Origin of the sequence: Kordia zhangzhouensis, from assembly GCF_001005305.1 — a bacterium.
In the GTDB taxonomy this organism is placed as follows: Bacteria; Bacteroidota; Bacteroidia; order Flavobacteriales; family Flavobacteriaceae; genus Kordia; species Kordia zhangzhouensis.
Genome location: NZ_LBMH01000001.1, coordinates 99,350 through 115,910 on the forward strand (window position 1 = coordinate 99,350; position 16,561 = coordinate 115,910).

Genomic DNA, 16,561 nt, shown 5'->3' on the forward strand with positions numbered 1-16,561 from the left:
TAAAAAACGGCAGCGGTAGTAACTCAATTGGAAGAGTGCATGCCTGTCACGCATGAAGTGCGAGTTCAAATCTCGTCTACTGCTGCTTATTTTTCTAACAGATTTATAGAATAATTATAAATAAGCCATCATATTTGGATGGAATCTCTTAAAAATTACATATTTGCCACACAAATGATAAAAAAATACACACATATGGCTTCTATTTGTCTGAAAAGTCAGGATAATAATCATGGAATGGAGGTACCATTTCCAACGAAAATGACGCTTTATGTAAATTTTTATGAATAATTAATCATGAAATAACTTAAAAATTATACAATCACAAAAGCGTCTAAGAAATTAGGCGCTTTTTTTATGAAAAAAATAAAAAAATGTTCATCGCATAAGTACATAGAAAATAAAAAGCATTGAAACAAAAAACAATTGAGAGACAGACAGTTGTAAAAAAGCAAAGTATCCGTTAAAAAACGGACAAGATTTTTATTGTTTAAAATCAAGTGTAACCATTTGATTATCAGTAAAATAAATATAAAAAAGCTTGTGTAATTGAAAAATAGATTTCATATTTGCAACGTCAAAAACAAAAAAGACATCATGAAAAATAATATACAACATATAGCTGCTTTCACAGACATTCTCTATCCATTTGGACATAGAGGGCTGTTTTTGCCGAAACAAGTAAGTGACGTGGAGCGTATTAATATTTGGGAGTATTGTAAAGATATATTACAATGATATAATCGTGTAATACATTTTACAGAAGCATCTCCCATAAAAGAGATGCTTTTTTTATGACTAAAATTTGAGGATATCGTTTATAAACCAAAACAACAGATTATAAATCTGCAATACGGAGTACAAATATCCGTGCTTCCTCAAAACAATTGACAAGGTGGCTGAATGGTAAAGGCAACAGTCTGCAAAACTGTTTTTTACGAGTTCGAATCTCGTCCTTGTCTCTAAAAATTCACAGTATCGTAACGCAATGGGTAGCGTGCTCGACTGTCTCTCGAGAAGTTGCGGGTTCAAATCCCGTCGATACTGCAAAACTGAGAAAATAACAATGGCTGTTTACTCGCCTTGGACGCGAGAGGTTGTAGGTTCGAATCCTACTTCTCAGACAACATTACAAAATACAGAGATGGCGGAATAGGCATACGCAGCTGTCTTAGAAACAGTTTTTTGAGAGTTCGAATCTCTCTCTCTGTACTAACGCAATTTAGAAAGGAGCGTTCAAAGTCTATGGTGTAACGAAGCACATTAGCTTACCGCTAAAGGTATAGATGCAAATTCTATTAGACTTACAAAATTGATCTGTTGTGTAACGGCTAGCACACGAGACTTTGATTCTCGAAGAAGAGGTTCGATTCCTCTCAGATCTATCTTAGCGATATAGTTTAATTGGCAAAGCACTGATCTCATAAGTCAGAAGTTGAAAGTTCGAATCTTTCTATCGCTACAAAATGGTGACTTTAGTTTATTTGGTAAAACGCCTCACTGTGGATGAGAAGAACAGGGTTCAAATCCCGAAGTCACCCAAAAATTAAAGAAGAATAGTGTTTAAAACAAAAATGCATAAAATACTATTACTCTACAAGAAGATGTAGTTTAAATCTAAAATAGCGAGTATATATCTCGAAGATGCAAGTACGAATCTTGCCATTTTTCAACCAATAAGAATAAATAAAAATTATCAAAAACAAAAGTTATGAGACACGATGTATTACAAAAGTTTTTATACAAAACAGAAGATTCTGGAAGATTTCTCGTGACTTCAAAAAGGACTGGAGTCACCTACTTTGTAGAACCTATTGACTCTGGAAAGCCAACAAATTTATGGGGAGACTTAGATCCTGCCACTAAAAAACTAACAGGAGATTATGGAAATAAAAGAAGAGGTGCTGTATTAGCTGAAGAATCACTAATCACCGAAGAAAATGGTTTCCAAAACATTTCCATATTTAAAGGAAGTCCTTTAGGTGAAATTGATCGTAGGGATCAATTGTATGCAACTACGAAAGGAATCTAATTTATATATAAACATTAGGATTTTCCAAACATTTTTTAACTACGCAAGATAATTGCGTAGTTAATTAAAATATTTGCATCAGAAATAATTTCGCCTAGCGAATCAAAATATCAAGCGGGTCTTGTTGCGTGTTTCTGTATAACACCATTGTGTAAAACGTTGCATAATTTGTATTACGATTTTATATGCAATTCGACTTGAAGGCTTGGGCTTAGCCAAAAAAGTCCTCCAAGGGAAACGTGGGTCATGGGTTCGAATCCCATTCTCTTACAGCAGAGATAGTTCAGTGGTTAGAACAACGTTTATAGGAAGGTGTCGGTTCGAGTCCGATCAATAACCCAAGGTTATTGTAGCTCAATTGGTAGAGCACTACACTGTTAATGTAGCTTCAAGTTAGATCTCTTATAAAAAAGATCACCAGTATGTCATGCTGAAAAATTGACACAAAAACGTTCACGTATCCATCTGCTAAAGTTTTAAACAAAATGAATAGCAGTTTTGAGATTACTTTGACATAAAAGTGCTTGCTTGCAGGAGCTATAATTTCTTGAAAATCAAGTCAAACATAACCATAAAACTACCTATTAGTTGAATGCTCGTGCGACTCCATTTTCAAAAAAGAACTAGTAAAAACATGCAAAATCTTTTATCTCCGTGATTAAGAAATGATGCATACGTGATGTTTTTTATTAAAAAAGTATAAATCGCCTAAAAAGGCACAAATTAATAGTAGTATCATGAAACGAGTACGAATTAATACAGGAAATGTAGGATTGGTTTTCAAGAACGGAAACTATGAAAAAGTGATTACCTCAGGTACACACTGGCTAGGATTTAACAAGCAATTGGCAACCTATCAACTTACAGAAAAGTTTCATGCGCCAGTAGCAAGTGAAATTATTTTGCAAGACAAGAATTTAGCAAATATGCTTGACGTAATTACTGTAAACGATAACGAAATTGTGTTGATGTTTGAAAAAGGAAACTTTAAAACAATTTTGGAAGCAGGACAGCACTTGTACTGGAAAGGCTTAGTAGAACGAACTTTTACTCGAATTGACTTAAGCAAAATAGATATTACCGAGATTGAAGATAAAAACTTGCTAAGCAATTACAACTTAGCAAAATATATCAAAACATTTGAAGTATTAGAATATGAAAAAGGTATTTTGTTAATAGACGATCAGTACGAAAAAATTCTAAATGCAGGTATTTACCGCTTTTGGAGAAATGCTACAAGCTTAAAAATTTCAAAAGTAGATATGCGTCAATTACAACTAGAAATTTCTGGTCAAGAATTGTTAACAAAAGATAAAGCCGCAATTCGAATTAACTTCTATACACAATACAAAGTTATAGATCTTAAAAAAGCTGTTTTAAATAACAAAGATTATGAAAAGCAATTGTACATCGCAATGCAGCTAAAACTGCGTTCATATGTTGGAAATTACACATTAGATGAATTGTTAGATCAGAAAGATGACATAGCCAATGCTGTATTTGAAAACATGAAAAATACCGAAGAAACTTTAGGTATCAAGGTATTATTTTGTGGTATTCGTGATGTAATCCTTACGGGTGAAATGAAAGAAATCATGAACCAAGTATTGATTGCACAAAAAAAAGCGCAGGCAAACATCATTACGCGTCGTGAAGAAACCGCTTCTACTAGAAGTTTGCTAAACACTGCAAAATTGATGGAAGAGAACGAAATGCTTTTTAAGTTGAAAGAAATGGAATATGTAGAAAAAATTGCTGAAAAAATTGGCGAAATTACAGTTGCTGGAAACGGCGGTGTCGTAAAACAGTTAAAAGACATTTTTTCAACAAACAAATAAATAAGCAATAATACATAATCACTATGTTTTTAATTGTCTCATGATCGTTCTACCAAAACGGTTGTGAGACTACTTTCTTATTAGAAATTTTTACACACAAAATGAAACATTATATTGAAAAAGCTATACATACTTTTAAAAGATTCTTTTATAAAGAAAGGAAAATGCAACCTAACACACTTGAAATTCCTGAAAATGTAATCTTAGATATTATGGATAAATTAAGTGATTTTGAACAAAGTAAAGGATTTTTTAAAAAAACAACCTTACAATCACTAGCTAAAAAATTAGACACCAATCCAAAATATCTCTCCAAAATTATCAATAGCTATTACGAAAAAAACTTTAGCACATACATTAATGAGTTGCGTATACAATATCTTTTAAAAGAGTTAAACTCAAACGAGACATTTCATACATTAACCATAAAAACTCTTGCTAAAAAAACAGGATTTGGAAGTACAGAAGCTTTTACAAAAGCTTTTAAAAAATACACTGGTGTAAATCCGTCCAATTATTTACAAACGTTAAAACCTAAATGATATTTCTGCACACATTTTTCTTGAAGTGAAAGTTCCTGGTTTACATTTAAAAACTCAGGGACTTTTTCATTTCCAACAACACCATAAACTACTGAATTTCAACACAAAGAATATTCAATAAAAATCGATACGTATTTTTTACGGGCTCAAAAGTGATAATACTCAATCTCAAAACCAAGGGAAACTACGCATCTAAAATAAAGGCGTATTCTGCAACTTTGAGTAACCTTTACCAAACAGATTACTTTTTATGGAAGCCACTCATGAAAATAGCCAAAAAGAAGACATTTTAGAGATTAAAGTATACGTTCCTATCAATGACGTCACAGAACGACAGCAAAGAATAATTGATGATGCAATCCTAAAACATCCTAGAGATCGAAAATATCTTTCAAACACTACACATTCTAGAATTTTTGCTCCTAGCATGAATGAAGCAAATGAAATTATAGATCATGCCAAAGAAAATAATTGGGAGGTCTCTTTTGATAAATTATCACGAGAAATTACAATCAAAATACACTCAAAAGATGTACTCAACATCAAAGAAAATGACTCCTCACCAATTGACTCACTTAAATTTTTAAGTACGCAAGGAGATATTCATTTAGATGTAAAAGATGTCGACGCCAAAGAAAATGCTAGTCCAGATGATATATTAGCCCCACATCAAAAAACAGGATTTGTAAAAAATAATCAAGAAAAACGCGTAGGTCGCGGAAACCCAATTCCTATACAAGAACCTTCACAAGGATACAGCATATTAGAGCTAGCAGAAGCTTATAACTTTCCTGAAGGAGATGGAGAAAAAGAAACCATAGGAATCATTGAACTAGGTGGGAAGTTTGAACAAAGTGATTTAGATACCTTCTTTGCCAAATACAATATTCCCGTTCCAGAAATTCAAATTATCGGTAAACCAACTACTACGCCTATAAATGATAATGTTGAAGTCACAGCCGATATTCAAGTAGCTGGATTACTAGCTCCAAAAGCTAAATTTGTAATTTACTACGGAACTTCGATTTTGAATGCCATGAAGATGGCTTTGGCTGACACTCAAAATAAACTCTCCGTAATCTCTATCAGTTGGGCTGGTTCAGAACTTGGCTATTCTATGCAAGAAATTACAGAGTTAAATAGCGTTTTTCATGAAGCAGCTCTAAAAGGAATTACAATTGTAGGAGCTTCTGGAGATAATGGAGCATTCAACAATAAACCGTATGCAAATGTTAATGTTCCTGTTAACTCTCCATATGTATTAGCTTGTGGCGGAACAAAAACTTTTATTGAAAATACGAACATGTATGAAGAAACTGTTTGGAACGAATCCACACCACAATCACAAATAGCCAGTGGTGGTGGTTTTAGTCAACGGATTGCCGAACAGCCTTACCAAACACTTGCCATTCAAAATTACATTCATAAATTTCCTCAATTTGAACCTTATCAAAAAGCAGGAGGAAGAGGAATTCCTGATATTGCGGCTAACGCTGCTGATGCTTCTGGATATGCTATTTTCTTTGAAGGAAATTGGGCTAAAATTGGAGGAACCAGCCTAGCCACACCTTTATGGGCAGCGCTTATTGCTAGAATCAATCAAAATCTGGGTTATAGACTTGGGTTTATCAATTCATACTTATACAGACTAATGGGCACACCCGTTTTTCATCAAGTATTGGAAGGCAACAATAATTTGTATGTAGCGGCTTCTGACTGGAATCCATGTACAGGTTTAGGAACTCCTAATGGAAAAGAATTATTACACGCTATTGATAGTTTAGAATAATCCACAAAAAACAATGATATGGCAAATAAATTAACAATAGATGAACTTCCTAAAAAATTGATTAAAAACGGAGAAAAAATAGCCGATATACTCATGATATATGGATTTGTCGCAGCAAGTACTGATGAAGAATCCATTACATTCTATTTTGACCCTTTATTAAAAAACTCAATCAATATTCATGAAAAAGATATTGTACATCACGTAAAAATGACTAAAACACACAGTCTTTTTGGTGGAACAATACTATGGATAAAAAATGCTTCTTCCTACTTAAATACTTACGATACAAGAACTCAACAAGAAGCTGCTCAATTTTTTCAAGGTGATATATATCAACAATTCATAAATACTACACAAAACAATACTTCGCAACAGCAACAAAAAAAGGGTAATGCGCCTGTTTGTGGTTGTGGGAAATGCAGATAATGACAAAATAATTGAAACAAAATTATCAATTATCCGAATCGAAAGATTTAAAAATCAATTTATTAACCTTTAACTTTTATTATTATGTTTACATTTTTTCACGGGTGTGGAATTCCACCTGTTACGTTAACATGTGGGCAAGTAGGTGGAGGCCACGCACAAGCACAGACTCTTGGACCTACTGGAACACAAGGTTGCACACAACCTGGACATTGTTTAGGTCCAACTGGAACGCAAGGGTGTACTATAGTGGGACCAACTGGTTACCAAGGATGCCATCAAGGAAATGCACAAGCTCAAACTGTAATTAATACTTGGTTCCAAGGATGTGGTATTCCTCCAGTAACGCTTACATGTCCTCAAGGAGGAAGAGCTCAAGCTCAAACTATTGGTATCACCGGATGGTATGGATGTACAGTAGTAGGACCTACAGGAACACAAGGGTGTACTATAGTGGGACCAACTGGTTATCAAGGATGCCATCAAGGAAATGCACATGCACAAACTATTGGTGTAACTGGATGGCAAGGATGTACAGTAGTGGGTCCTACAGGAACGCAAGGTTGTACTATAGTAGGGCCAACTGGTTATCAAGGGTGTGGTCAAGATAATGCTCAAGCACAAACTATTGGTGTAACTGGATGGCAAGGATGTACAGTAGTGGGACCTACAGGAACACAAGGGTGTACTATAGTAGGACCAACTGGTTATCAAGGGTGCGGTCAAGATAATGATGGAGCACATGCACAAACTATTGGACATACTGCTTATCTTGGATGCGGACAACCTGGTACTGCTGCTACACTTTGTACACAACCAAGTATGTGTGGTGGACCAACACATTTATTAGGATGTACAGGGTATGAAGGTTGCCACAAACCACAAGGAACTGCCGCAACAGTTTGTACACAAATTGGTTGTGATGATGCAGGAAATGCACAAGCTCAAATTCATAGCATTCCAGTAGCCAACTGTATTCCAACACGCAGCTGTACAGGAGCTTGGCCCGTTTGCTAACAACAGCTTATCTACTACAGATACAGCTATTTTTTATATAAAGTTGCCTGTTTTTACGGGCAACTTTTCCAACCAAAATAATTTTCAAAATGCGCTTAACAAAAAAAAATATTACCTATTATTTGCTAGACAAAGGGTTTCTTGAACCTGATACTTTTATGTCTGGAGACTACCTGTTAACTCAAACTCAAAGCCGAAATTCCATATTCAAAATTCAACAAGAAAACAATAAAGGCCTTTTTGTTAAGCAACTCATTACGCAAGATGCTACCAATAGTTATTTAATGCAAAAAGATGCTACCAGTCATTATTTAATTCATCAATCTAATCTGTATCGAGAAACAGCAAAACACATTCCTGATTATTATGGGTATGATCCTTATCAAAACATATTAGTTACTGAATATTTTGCCAACACTAAAAATGTTCATGAAGTTACCTACAGAGATCAAAAACTATCTAAGACACACGCTATTAAAATGGCAAACATTTTAGCTTCTTATCATTTTGATATTACAAATGAGATTAAGAAAAATAGCTCTTTACAATTTTTTAGTAAACAACTTCCTTGGATTCTAAACACAAGTCAACTGTTAAATGCGAACCCTAAAGGCATTACCAATTCTGTTATTGCTGAAATTCACAAACATCAAGATTTAGTTAAAAAAATTGAAAAATTAGCAACACAATGGGAAACTACTAGTTTGATTCATGGGGATATTAAATGGATGAACTTTATTGTAATACCTAACAATGAAGACATCAAATTAGTTGATTGGGAAATCGCAGATCTTGGAGACCCTTTATGGGATGTGGCTGGAGTTTTTCAATCATATTTTAGTGCATGGGTGTTAAGTTTTAATAATCAAAATATACAACAGCATCTTCAAACACAAGGAACTGAATTTTTATCAATAGAAAAAATCACTCCTATTGTAAAAATACTTTGGGATACTTATGCAAAAAAACAAGAATTTTCAGCTAAAGAGAGTTCCAAAAAATTAATTAAAACACTCTCATATATGGCAGTTCGAATGATACAGACTGCTTTTGAAAATAATATGGCCCAATCACACATTTATGCAAATTCTGTGCGAATTTTACAATTCTGCAATCATATTTTAGAAGACACATCAGGAATTGCGAAACAATGGAATTTAATTGATTAAAGTATGAAAGAAACTATATATACCCAACAAATAAAGCAAATTGTTGATGCTGTTCAAATCACTTCATTAAGCACTTATATTGTGCTTGGCACAGAAGAGTATGTACAACACCAAGCACCTTATCATACATTTTCAGAAGATTTCAAATCGTTTGGGAGTAATACTACGATTGATACACATCAACAGCGCATCAATCTTATCAATGCGATAACCAATAGTATTTATATGCGTTTCTACTGTGGTATCAATGAAGAAGAACATACTACCAAAATTCCACCTAAAGGAGAACGAGAGTTGTTTATGGAACAACTTTCCAAAGCCAATACATCTATAAATGGGTTCGATTATAATTGGAATATCTACAACATTGACCAAAATACAGGAAGTATTTATATTCAAAAAAATGATGAATTGCGCTGGTTGCAACCCAATTCGTATCAATATGCAAACCCACATCAAAAACAACCAGAAATCAATACGAAAGTACACTTAAATAGGTTTAAAGAAAATAAGAACTTGCAACCTGTATTTTATCATGTATTTAGCAACGAAATATTTCCTCAAGAAGCCGAAATAGCTAGAATATACTGGAATATTACTCCAGAAGGAGCTGGAGAATTAATTCAACTTCTTACAAGTACATTAAATTCATATAAAATTCCTTTTCAATTCAAATGTTTAAATCATCCGGCACTTTACGTTCGTTCTGACTCGGCTGTCTTATATCTCGATAAAAAACACGTACAAATTGTAGCAATCATACTAAAATCCATAATACCTACACTAGAAACTTATCTAGTTGACGAAATTCCTATGTTTACCAAAAAACTTTTCAAAGGTGTTAGTTATGCAGAAGATCCTGGCAAAGGACAAAGTTTTGGCATGAGTCGTTCTTTTGCAATTGCTGAAGCACTTGTAGAGGCTTTTCAGCAGCATCAAAATTTCGCTAAAACCTTCGAGCATACCATACAATATTTAGCTAAAAAAGGAATGACAACAGATCGCTTATACCTAAACAGACATACTGCTATAACTCCAACTTTTCCATCTTATGACTAATATAGAAACCTCAACAACAAAAGACCTTCAAATGTACATACAAACCGCTCATAATATTGGTAAGTATCTAAGTAAAGAAGCCATTTGGCATCAAAATATGTGCAATTGGACTAGTCATGAAGTAGCCGTAGTTGGCGACAAATATGAAACTGCAGTAAAAGCATGCAGTATTGATTTGTATAGCGGACTTACTGGAATTGCTTTATTCTTGACCGAATTATATAACAAAATCAATGACCCTATCGTTTTACATACAATTAATGGTACATTAAATACCATTGATTTTAATCTCGAAAAAAAGAATGTAAATAATTATGGGTATTATTCGGGGAAAATTGGTGTAGGGTTTACATTATGGCGTATTGGGAAAAAATTAGGAAATCCTTCGATTTCTGAAAAGGGATTACAATGTGTTAAATCTGTCAAAGGATTAGAAATTACCGATCAAGAAGTGGACATTATTTCGGGAGCTGCTGGTTCTATTTCAGTTTTGCTAAAACTCTATTATGCTGTTCAAGATGATACATTTTTAGAAATAGCAAATGATTGTGGACAATTTTTATTAAATAAAATGCAGCAAAACGGACAAGTTTGTTCGTGGATGACTGTTGATCCTACAAATGCACTAACCGGATATTCACATGGCGCTTGTGGTATTGCTTCTGCTCTAATGGAACTATATGCAACTACCAAAAACGAAGCGTATTGGCATGCTGCTATTGGCGGATTCAACTACGAAAAGCAATGGTTCAATGAACAATCTCAAAATTGGCCAGATTTGCGTCAATATGATGGAACAAAGCCGTTACATTACGGTACTATGTGGTGTCATGGAGCACCAGGAATTGCTATTGCACATCTCAAAGCATACGAAATGACACAACAAACGTACTTTTTGCAAGAAGCAAAAACAGCTCTAGAAACAACTAAAAGAAGTGTTATAAAAGAAACAAACGTCAATACAAAAGCCAACTTCTCTCTATGCCATGGTTTAGCAGGAAATGCTGATATTCTTTTACATGCATACCAACTTTTAGAAGACCCTACGTACATACAAGTTGCTCAAAATGTTGGTGATTTTGGAATTGCACAGTACGACAAAACAGGAACTATTTTTCCCAGCGGTGTAAATGATCCTAGCGGATTTACAATTGGACAACAAGAAAATGTAGGACTTATGTTAGGGTTATCTGGAACTGGATTGTTTTATTTGCGCTTAGCAGATATAATGATTCCATCGGCTTTAGTCCCTTAAAATAAAACGCTCCAATTATTTTGAAATCTCTATTTCTCTTGAAATATAGAGAAACTGAGATTTCTTTCAATAGTTTTTCTTACAAGCAAAACTTACTTATAAGGGTTATTTTCCTGTTTAAAATTAAGGTATTCCCTAGTGCAATATTGCATACTTGAAATTACTTTTACAACACTAAAATAGTTCTAAGTAAAACAAAGTGTTTTATAATAGAGGTTGTAGTCATTATAAGGAAAACGGGCACGATGTTTTAACAGAACTTCAAGAAAATCCTAAGTTGTACGACTTAGGATTTTTTATTTTTATTCAACCCCAATGTAAAGTTTTAAAAAAAATCTCGTCACATTAAAGACTGTATGTTTTTGCGTACTTTAGCAAATCTCAACATTGAATTAATTAAATTATGGACAAATCATACTATAATCCTAGAGACCTTAAAAAATTTGGTTCAATTGCAGAATGGAGCAAAGAACTTGGAGAAAAATTTTTCGAATACTATGGAAAAGTATTCGAAGAAGGTGCTTTAACTCCTCGTGAAAAATCTTTGATTGCCTTAGCTGTGGCGCATACTGAACAATGTCCGTATTGTATTGATGCGTACACACAAGATGGATTACAACGTGGAATTACAAAAGAAGAAATGATGGAAGCAATTCATGTAGGTGCAGCAATCAAAGGAGGTGCAACGCTTGTTCACGGCGTACAAATGATGAACAAAGTCAACAAATTAGAAATGTGAACAAATAGCATTCTTACACAATCATATCAATAATGTAAAGATGCTTTAAAAGCAATCAAACCAAGCATGCACAGTTCACGTACATAATGTAGAAAGAAAATAAAAAACTGATTAATGGCGACAAAGTCCCTACTTAAACGAGAAAGCGAACTTGCAAATACGCAGCGACAACTAGAAATTCTTTCCAATGGAATTTTTCAAAGTGGCGAACTGCCTACGTTTGCTAGTAAAATAAAAGAAACCAATCAATTTCCGCTTCAACCCAAAAAGATTGAAATTTTACAAATCAACGTAGGATATATGTGTAATCAAGTCTGCGCTCACTGTCATGTAGATGCGGGTCCAGACCGGAAAGAAATCATGACACGTGAAACCATGCAACAATGTTTGGATGTAATCGAAAAAACTGGTGCGCATACGCTCGATTTAACTGGCGGTGCTCCAGAAATGAATCCTAACTTTCGTTGGTTTGTAGAAGAAGCTTCTAAAATAGGGGTAAAAGACTTTATTGTGCGTTCTAATTTAACAATCATCAGAGCTAACAAGAAATATTACGATCTTCCAGAATTCTTTAAAAAACATAATGTACATGTGGTTTCTTCCATGCCACATTGGACACGTGGAAAAACAGACAAACAACGCGGTGATGGTGTATTTGACAAGTCTATCAAAGCACTTCAAGAGTTGAATGCCGTTGGTTATGGTATACCTGACAGCCATTTGCGATTAGATTTGGTTTACAACCCTTCAGGAGCTTTTCTCCCAGGTGATCAATTGGCATTAGAAAAAGATTTCAAAAAAGCATTAGTAGAAGATTTCGGAATTCAATTCCACCACCTATTTGCAATTACAAACCTTCCTATTAGTCGCTTTTTAGACTATTTGATTGCCTCAGACAACTATGAAGATTATATGTATTCATTAGTAGAAGCTTTCAATCCTGCCGCCGTTGCAAACGTAATGTGCACAAACACTGTTTCTGTTAGTTGGGACGGTTGGCTATACGATTGTGATTTTAATCAAATGCTCGATTTAAAAGTTGCAAGCAAAATAAAACACATCTCAGAATACAACGAAGAATTGTTACAAAACAGAAATATCATAATCTCACAACACTGTTTCGGTTGCACTGCTGGTGCGGGAAGCAGTTGTCAAGGAACCGTAGCATAGTACAATTGAAGCTTTTATATTGAGAATACAGCTAAGTTGAGCTACAGTTCAAGTCATATGAATTTACACTATTAATGAAATACATTCTATACATATTCATCTTTACAGTTGTCTCTTTAGTAAATGGGCAAACAAAACTCGATAGTCTGTTGCAAAAAGAGAATAAACAAACTGTTCCTTACATTACCGTAGCTGAATTAGTTCAAAAACAGAATTTTGTATTGCTTGATAGTCGCGAACTTGAAGAATACCAAACAAGTCACATTCAAGAGGCAATATGTGTTGGTTATGATAAGTTTAAGCTTAAAAAAATTCAAAAAGTACTTCCAAAAGAAAGAGACAAACTTATTATTGTATACTGCTCATTAGGAATCCGTTCGGAAGATATTGCTGAAAAGTTACAAAAAGCGGGATATACAAACGTGTACAATTTATACGGAGGGATTTTTGAGTGGAAAAACCAAGATCAAATAGTTGTTGATGCTCAAGGAAAGGAAACGGAAAATGTACATACATTTAACGAAGATTGGAGTATCTGGTTAAAAAAGGGCACTAAAATTTTTAAAAAATCAACACCCAAAAAAGAGTAGTAAAATATGCGTGATTCATCAACGCTCATCATCACTTTTGTTAGAAATCCTGAATTAGGAAAAGTTAAAACCCGTTTGGCACAAGGAATTGGAGAAAAAGCCGCACTTGAAGTTTATAAAGAGCTTTTACAACATACCGAAACTGTGTTACAACAATTACATGTTGATAAATGCGTTTGGTACTCCGTCAAAATTCATACAAACGATATTTGGTCAGATAATATTTATCAAAAAGCAGTTCAAAAAGGCAAAGATCTTGGCGAGCGCATGCTACACGCATTCACCGAAGCTTTTGCTAATCACTATAAAAAAGTAATCATTATTGGAAGTGATTTGTATGACTTACAACCTAAACACATTGAAGAGGCAATGGAAGCTCTAAACACAAACGATATTGTACTCGGCCCTGCAAAAGATGGTGGTTACTACCTTTTAGGAATGAATCGTTTACACAAAAAAGCATTTACACAAAAAAATTGGGGAACAGAAACCGTTTTACAAGACACTCTAAATGATCTTAATGCAGAAAAAATTCATCTTCTTGAAACGTTGAATGATATAGACTACGCTGAAGATTTATTACCTTACGAAACATTTAAAAAATACATTTCATAATATACCCGTATGCAAAAACACATTACAGAAACTACTGAATATCTAATAAACAAAGGATTTGACAAACCAGAAATCGGGATTGTACTAGGTACAGGATTAGGAAAATTGATTGATGATATAGAAATTATTGCTGAAGCACATTACAATAACATCCCTTATTTTCCTTTGGCAACTGTCGAATTTCACACAGGCAAGCTGATTTATGGAACTTTAGCAGGAAAAAAAGTAATTGTGATGCAAGGTCGTTTTCACTTATATGAAGGCTATGATTTTGTTGACATCACTTATCCTATTCGCATTATGCATCAATTAGGCATACAGAGACTTTTAGTATCGAATGCTGCAGGAGCAATCAATCTCAATTACAAAAAAGGAGATATTATGATTATTGACGATCATATCAATTTACAAGGCGGCTCACCTTTAGCCTTTAAAGGTGTTGGACAATTTGGTGATCGATTTGCTGATATGAGCGCACCATACGATGCTAAAATGATTGCTACCATTGAAGATATTGCTAAAAATCATCATATCGATATTCAAAAAGGTGTGTATGCAAGTGTAATTGGACCACAATTGGAAACACGTGCCGAATACCGAATGTTAAAAATTATCGGTGCTGATGCTGTAGGGATGAGTACTGTCCCAGAAGTCATTGTCGCAAATCATTTAAAGTTGCCATGTATTGCAATTTCTGTTTTAACTGACGAATGCGATCCTGACAATTTAGCTCCAGTAGACATTGAAGATATTATCGCAGTAGCAGGAAAAACAGAACCAAAAATGATTACGCTCTTTACAGAACTAATCAAAACATTTTAAATTAAGAAGCAGCAAAAAAAAGATTACATAAAAACAGCAACTTTCATCTAAAAAACATATGAATACCAATAAAAAAATAGCACTTCTCACGATTCGATTACTATTGGGATTCATATTCTTTTTTCAAGGGTTTGGAAAAGTTTTCACCTTTGGCGTTGACAAAGTATATACCAACTTTTTTGCTAAACCTTACGAAGGAATTTTACCAGAATTCTTATTACAAGCTACTGCCTATTACACCTCATATGTAGAGTTTTTTGGTGGTTTACTGTTAATTATTGGATTCAAGCGCGACTATACGTTATATGCTTTGGCATCTGTACTACTAATTGTTACTTTCGGACATGGCTTAACAGCGCCTATCTGGGATTTATCGCACGTAATGTACAGAGCTATTTTACTGATAGCTTTACTCCTATTACCGACAGAATGGGACAACTATCGACTAGACACATTATTACAAAAAAATAAACAATCAAACTAAATGAGTTATTTAGATACTACACACGACGTTTATAAAGAAGCTGCATTAACACCTGATGTAGGCCTCTGTTGTACCACCAATCCTATTTGGGAATTACCTGGCTTAAAAATTCCTAAAATCATGCAAGAAATGAATTATGGTTGTGGAAGTACAGTGCACGCTCGCGATCTTACGAACAATCCAACAATGTTATATGTTGGAGTTGGAGGCGGAATGGAACTATTACAATTTGCCTATTTCAACCGACAAAAAGGTGGCGTAATAGGATTAGATGTTGTTGATGAAATGCTTGAAGCTTCTCGTAAAAATTTTATAGAAGCAGAACAACAAAACGACTGGTTTAAAAGTGAGTTTGTAGACTTACGTAAAGGAGATGCTTTAAACTTACCTGTAGCAGATAATTCTATAGATGTAGCAGCACAAAACTGTCTGTTCAATATCTTTAAAACAGACGACCTAAAAAAAGCGATTTCAGAAATGTATCGAGTTTTAAAGCCGCACGGAAAACTTGTTATGAGTGATCCAACTTGCGAACAACCAATGAATGAAACCCTGCGTAATGACGAACGCCTACGTGCTTTATGTCTCAGTGGAAGTTTGCCGATTGCTGAATATGTAAAAATGCTTACAGATGCTGGTTTTGGAACTATTGAAATTCGCGCAAGAAAACCATATCGTATTCTTGATCCGAAAAATTATCCAACAGATGAGTTGATTTATATAGAGTCTATCGAAGTTGCTGCAATTAAAGATCCTATGCCAGCCGACGGACCATGTATATTTACTGGAAGAGCTGCTATTTACTTTGGCTCTGAAGAGTACTTTGACGACAAAAAAGGGCATGTTTTATTAAAAAATCAACCAATTGCTATTTGTGATAAAACTGCACAGGCATTGGCCGATTTGGGAAGAGATGATATTTTCATCTCAGAGTCTACCTATCACTACGATGGCGGCGGATGCTGTTAAAAAATCAAGAAAGCTCTTATCAAGGCATACTTAAATTACTGG

The 16,561-nt window shown here is 34.4% G+C and carries 16 protein-coding genes and 8 tRNA genes; all 24 read left to right on the forward strand.

Translation table 11 applies throughout. The annotated features are described in order from the left end of the window. Positions 1–12 precede the first annotated feature (12 nt). The 24 genes from AA088_RS00460 to arsM all read left to right on the forward strand — a co-directional run bounded on the left by AA088_RS00460 (position 13) and on the right by arsM (position 16,519). Positions 13–84: transfer RNA gene (locus AA088_RS00460), tRNA-Asp, on the forward strand. Positions 85–889: 805 nt separating this feature from the next. Then, positions 890–962, forward strand: a tRNA-Cys gene (locus AA088_RS00465). 12 nt (positions 963–974) lie between these two features. Further along, positions 975–1,047: transfer RNA gene (locus tag AA088_RS00470), tRNA-Asp, on the forward strand. Between the two features lie 5 nt (positions 1,048–1,052). After that, positions 1,053–1,124, forward strand: a tRNA-Pro gene (locus AA088_RS18115). A gap of 14 nt (positions 1,125–1,138) precedes the next feature. Beyond that, a tRNA-Leu gene (locus tag AA088_RS00475) sits at positions 1,139–1,212 on the forward strand. 102 nt (positions 1,213–1,314) lie between these two features. Next, a tRNA-Gln gene (locus tag AA088_RS00480) sits at positions 1,315–1,385 on the forward strand. Positions 1,386–1,389: 4 nt separating this feature from the next. Next, positions 1,390–1,462: transfer RNA gene (locus AA088_RS00485), tRNA-Met, on the forward strand. Positions 1,463–1,469: 7 nt separating this feature from the next. Further along, positions 1,470–1,540: transfer RNA gene (locus AA088_RS00490), tRNA-His, on the forward strand. 171 nt (positions 1,541–1,711) lie between these two features. Next, positions 1,712–2,032: a hypothetical protein gene (locus AA088_RS00495; protein ID WP_046742981.1), complete on the forward strand. Its 321-nt coding sequence runs from the start codon at positions 1,712–1,714 to the stop codon at positions 2,030–2,032. A gap of 737 nt (positions 2,033–2,769) precedes the next feature. Then, positions 2,770–3,870 (forward strand): slipin family protein, encoded by a 1,101-nt coding sequence (locus tag AA088_RS00500; protein WP_046742982.1) that lies wholly within the window; start codon positions 2,770–2,772, stop codon positions 3,868–3,870. Between the two features lie 164 nt (positions 3,871–4,034). Further along, positions 4,035–4,412 (forward strand): helix-turn-helix domain-containing protein, encoded by a 378-nt coding sequence (locus AA088_RS00505; RefSeq protein ID WP_162199664.1) that lies wholly within the window; start codon positions 4,035–4,037, stop codon positions 4,410–4,412. A 250-nt stretch (positions 4,413–4,662) separates the two neighbouring features. Continuing rightward, on the forward strand, positions 4,663–6,201 hold the full coding sequence (locus AA088_RS00510; RefSeq protein WP_052752729.1) for a S53 family peptidase: 1,539 nt from the start codon (positions 4,663–4,665) through the stop codon (positions 6,199–6,201). Positions 6,202–6,219: 18 nt separating this feature from the next. Beyond that, entirely contained in the window at positions 6,220–6,630 is a 411-nt protein-coding gene (locus tag AA088_RS00515; protein WP_046742983.1) for a hypothetical protein, read from the forward strand. A gap of 84 nt (positions 6,631–6,714) precedes the next feature. Beyond that, complete coding sequence (locus tag AA088_RS00520) at positions 6,715–7,647, forward strand: hypothetical protein (protein ID WP_046742984.1); 933 nt, start codon at positions 6,715–6,717, stop codon at positions 7,645–7,647. 89 nt (positions 7,648–7,736) lie between these two features. Further along, positions 7,737–8,816: a phosphotransferase gene (locus tag AA088_RS00525; protein ID WP_046742985.1), complete on the forward strand. Its 1,080-nt coding sequence runs from the start codon at positions 7,737–7,739 to the stop codon at positions 8,814–8,816. 3 nt (positions 8,817–8,819) lie between these two features. Continuing rightward, entirely contained in the window at positions 8,820–9,875 is a 1,056-nt protein-coding gene (locus AA088_RS17480; protein WP_052752730.1) for a T3SS effector HopA1 family protein, read from the forward strand. Continuing rightward, complete coding sequence (locus AA088_RS00535) at positions 9,868–11,130, forward strand: lanthionine synthetase LanC family protein (protein ID WP_046742986.1); 1,263 nt, start codon at positions 9,868–9,870, stop codon at positions 11,128–11,130. The genes AA088_RS17480 and AA088_RS00535 overlap by 8 nt, the downstream gene beginning before the upstream one ends. Before the next feature lie 403 nt (positions 11,131–11,533). Further along, positions 11,534–11,869 (forward strand): arsenosugar biosynthesis-associated peroxidase-like protein, encoded by a 336-nt coding sequence (locus AA088_RS00540; protein WP_046742987.1) that lies wholly within the window; start codon positions 11,534–11,536, stop codon positions 11,867–11,869. Between the two features lie 114 nt (positions 11,870–11,983). After that, complete coding sequence (gene arsS, locus AA088_RS00545; protein ID WP_046742988.1) at positions 11,984–13,039, forward strand: arsenosugar biosynthesis radical SAM (seleno)protein ArsS; 1,056 nt, start codon at positions 11,984–11,986, stop codon at positions 13,037–13,039. Between the two features lie 74 nt (positions 13,040–13,113). Then, a complete protein-coding gene (locus tag AA088_RS00550) occupies positions 13,114–13,629 on the forward strand; it encodes a rhodanese-like domain-containing protein (protein WP_046742989.1) in 516 nt (171 codons plus the stop codon). A gap of 6 nt (positions 13,630–13,635) precedes the next feature. Further along, entirely contained in the window at positions 13,636–14,244 is a 609-nt protein-coding gene (locus AA088_RS00555; protein WP_046742990.1) for a TIGR04282 family arsenosugar biosynthesis glycosyltransferase, read from the forward strand. A 9-nt stretch (positions 14,245–14,253) separates the two neighbouring features. After that, positions 14,254–15,066 (forward strand): purine-nucleoside phosphorylase, encoded by an 813-nt coding sequence (locus tag AA088_RS00560; protein ID WP_046742991.1) that lies wholly within the window; start codon positions 14,254–14,256, stop codon positions 15,064–15,066. Positions 15,067–15,124: 58 nt separating this feature from the next. Further along, the gene (locus AA088_RS17485) at positions 15,125–15,550 is read left to right on the forward strand and encodes a DoxX family membrane protein (RefSeq protein WP_052752731.1); all 426 of its coding nucleotides are present in this window, start codon (positions 15,125–15,127) and stop codon (positions 15,548–15,550) included. Beyond that, positions 15,551–16,519: an arsenosugar biosynthesis arsenite methyltransferase ArsM gene (gene arsM / locus AA088_RS00570; protein WP_046742992.1), complete on the forward strand. Its 969-nt coding sequence runs from the start codon at positions 15,551–15,553 to the stop codon at positions 16,517–16,519. Positions 16,520–16,561: the final 42 nt, after the last annotated feature.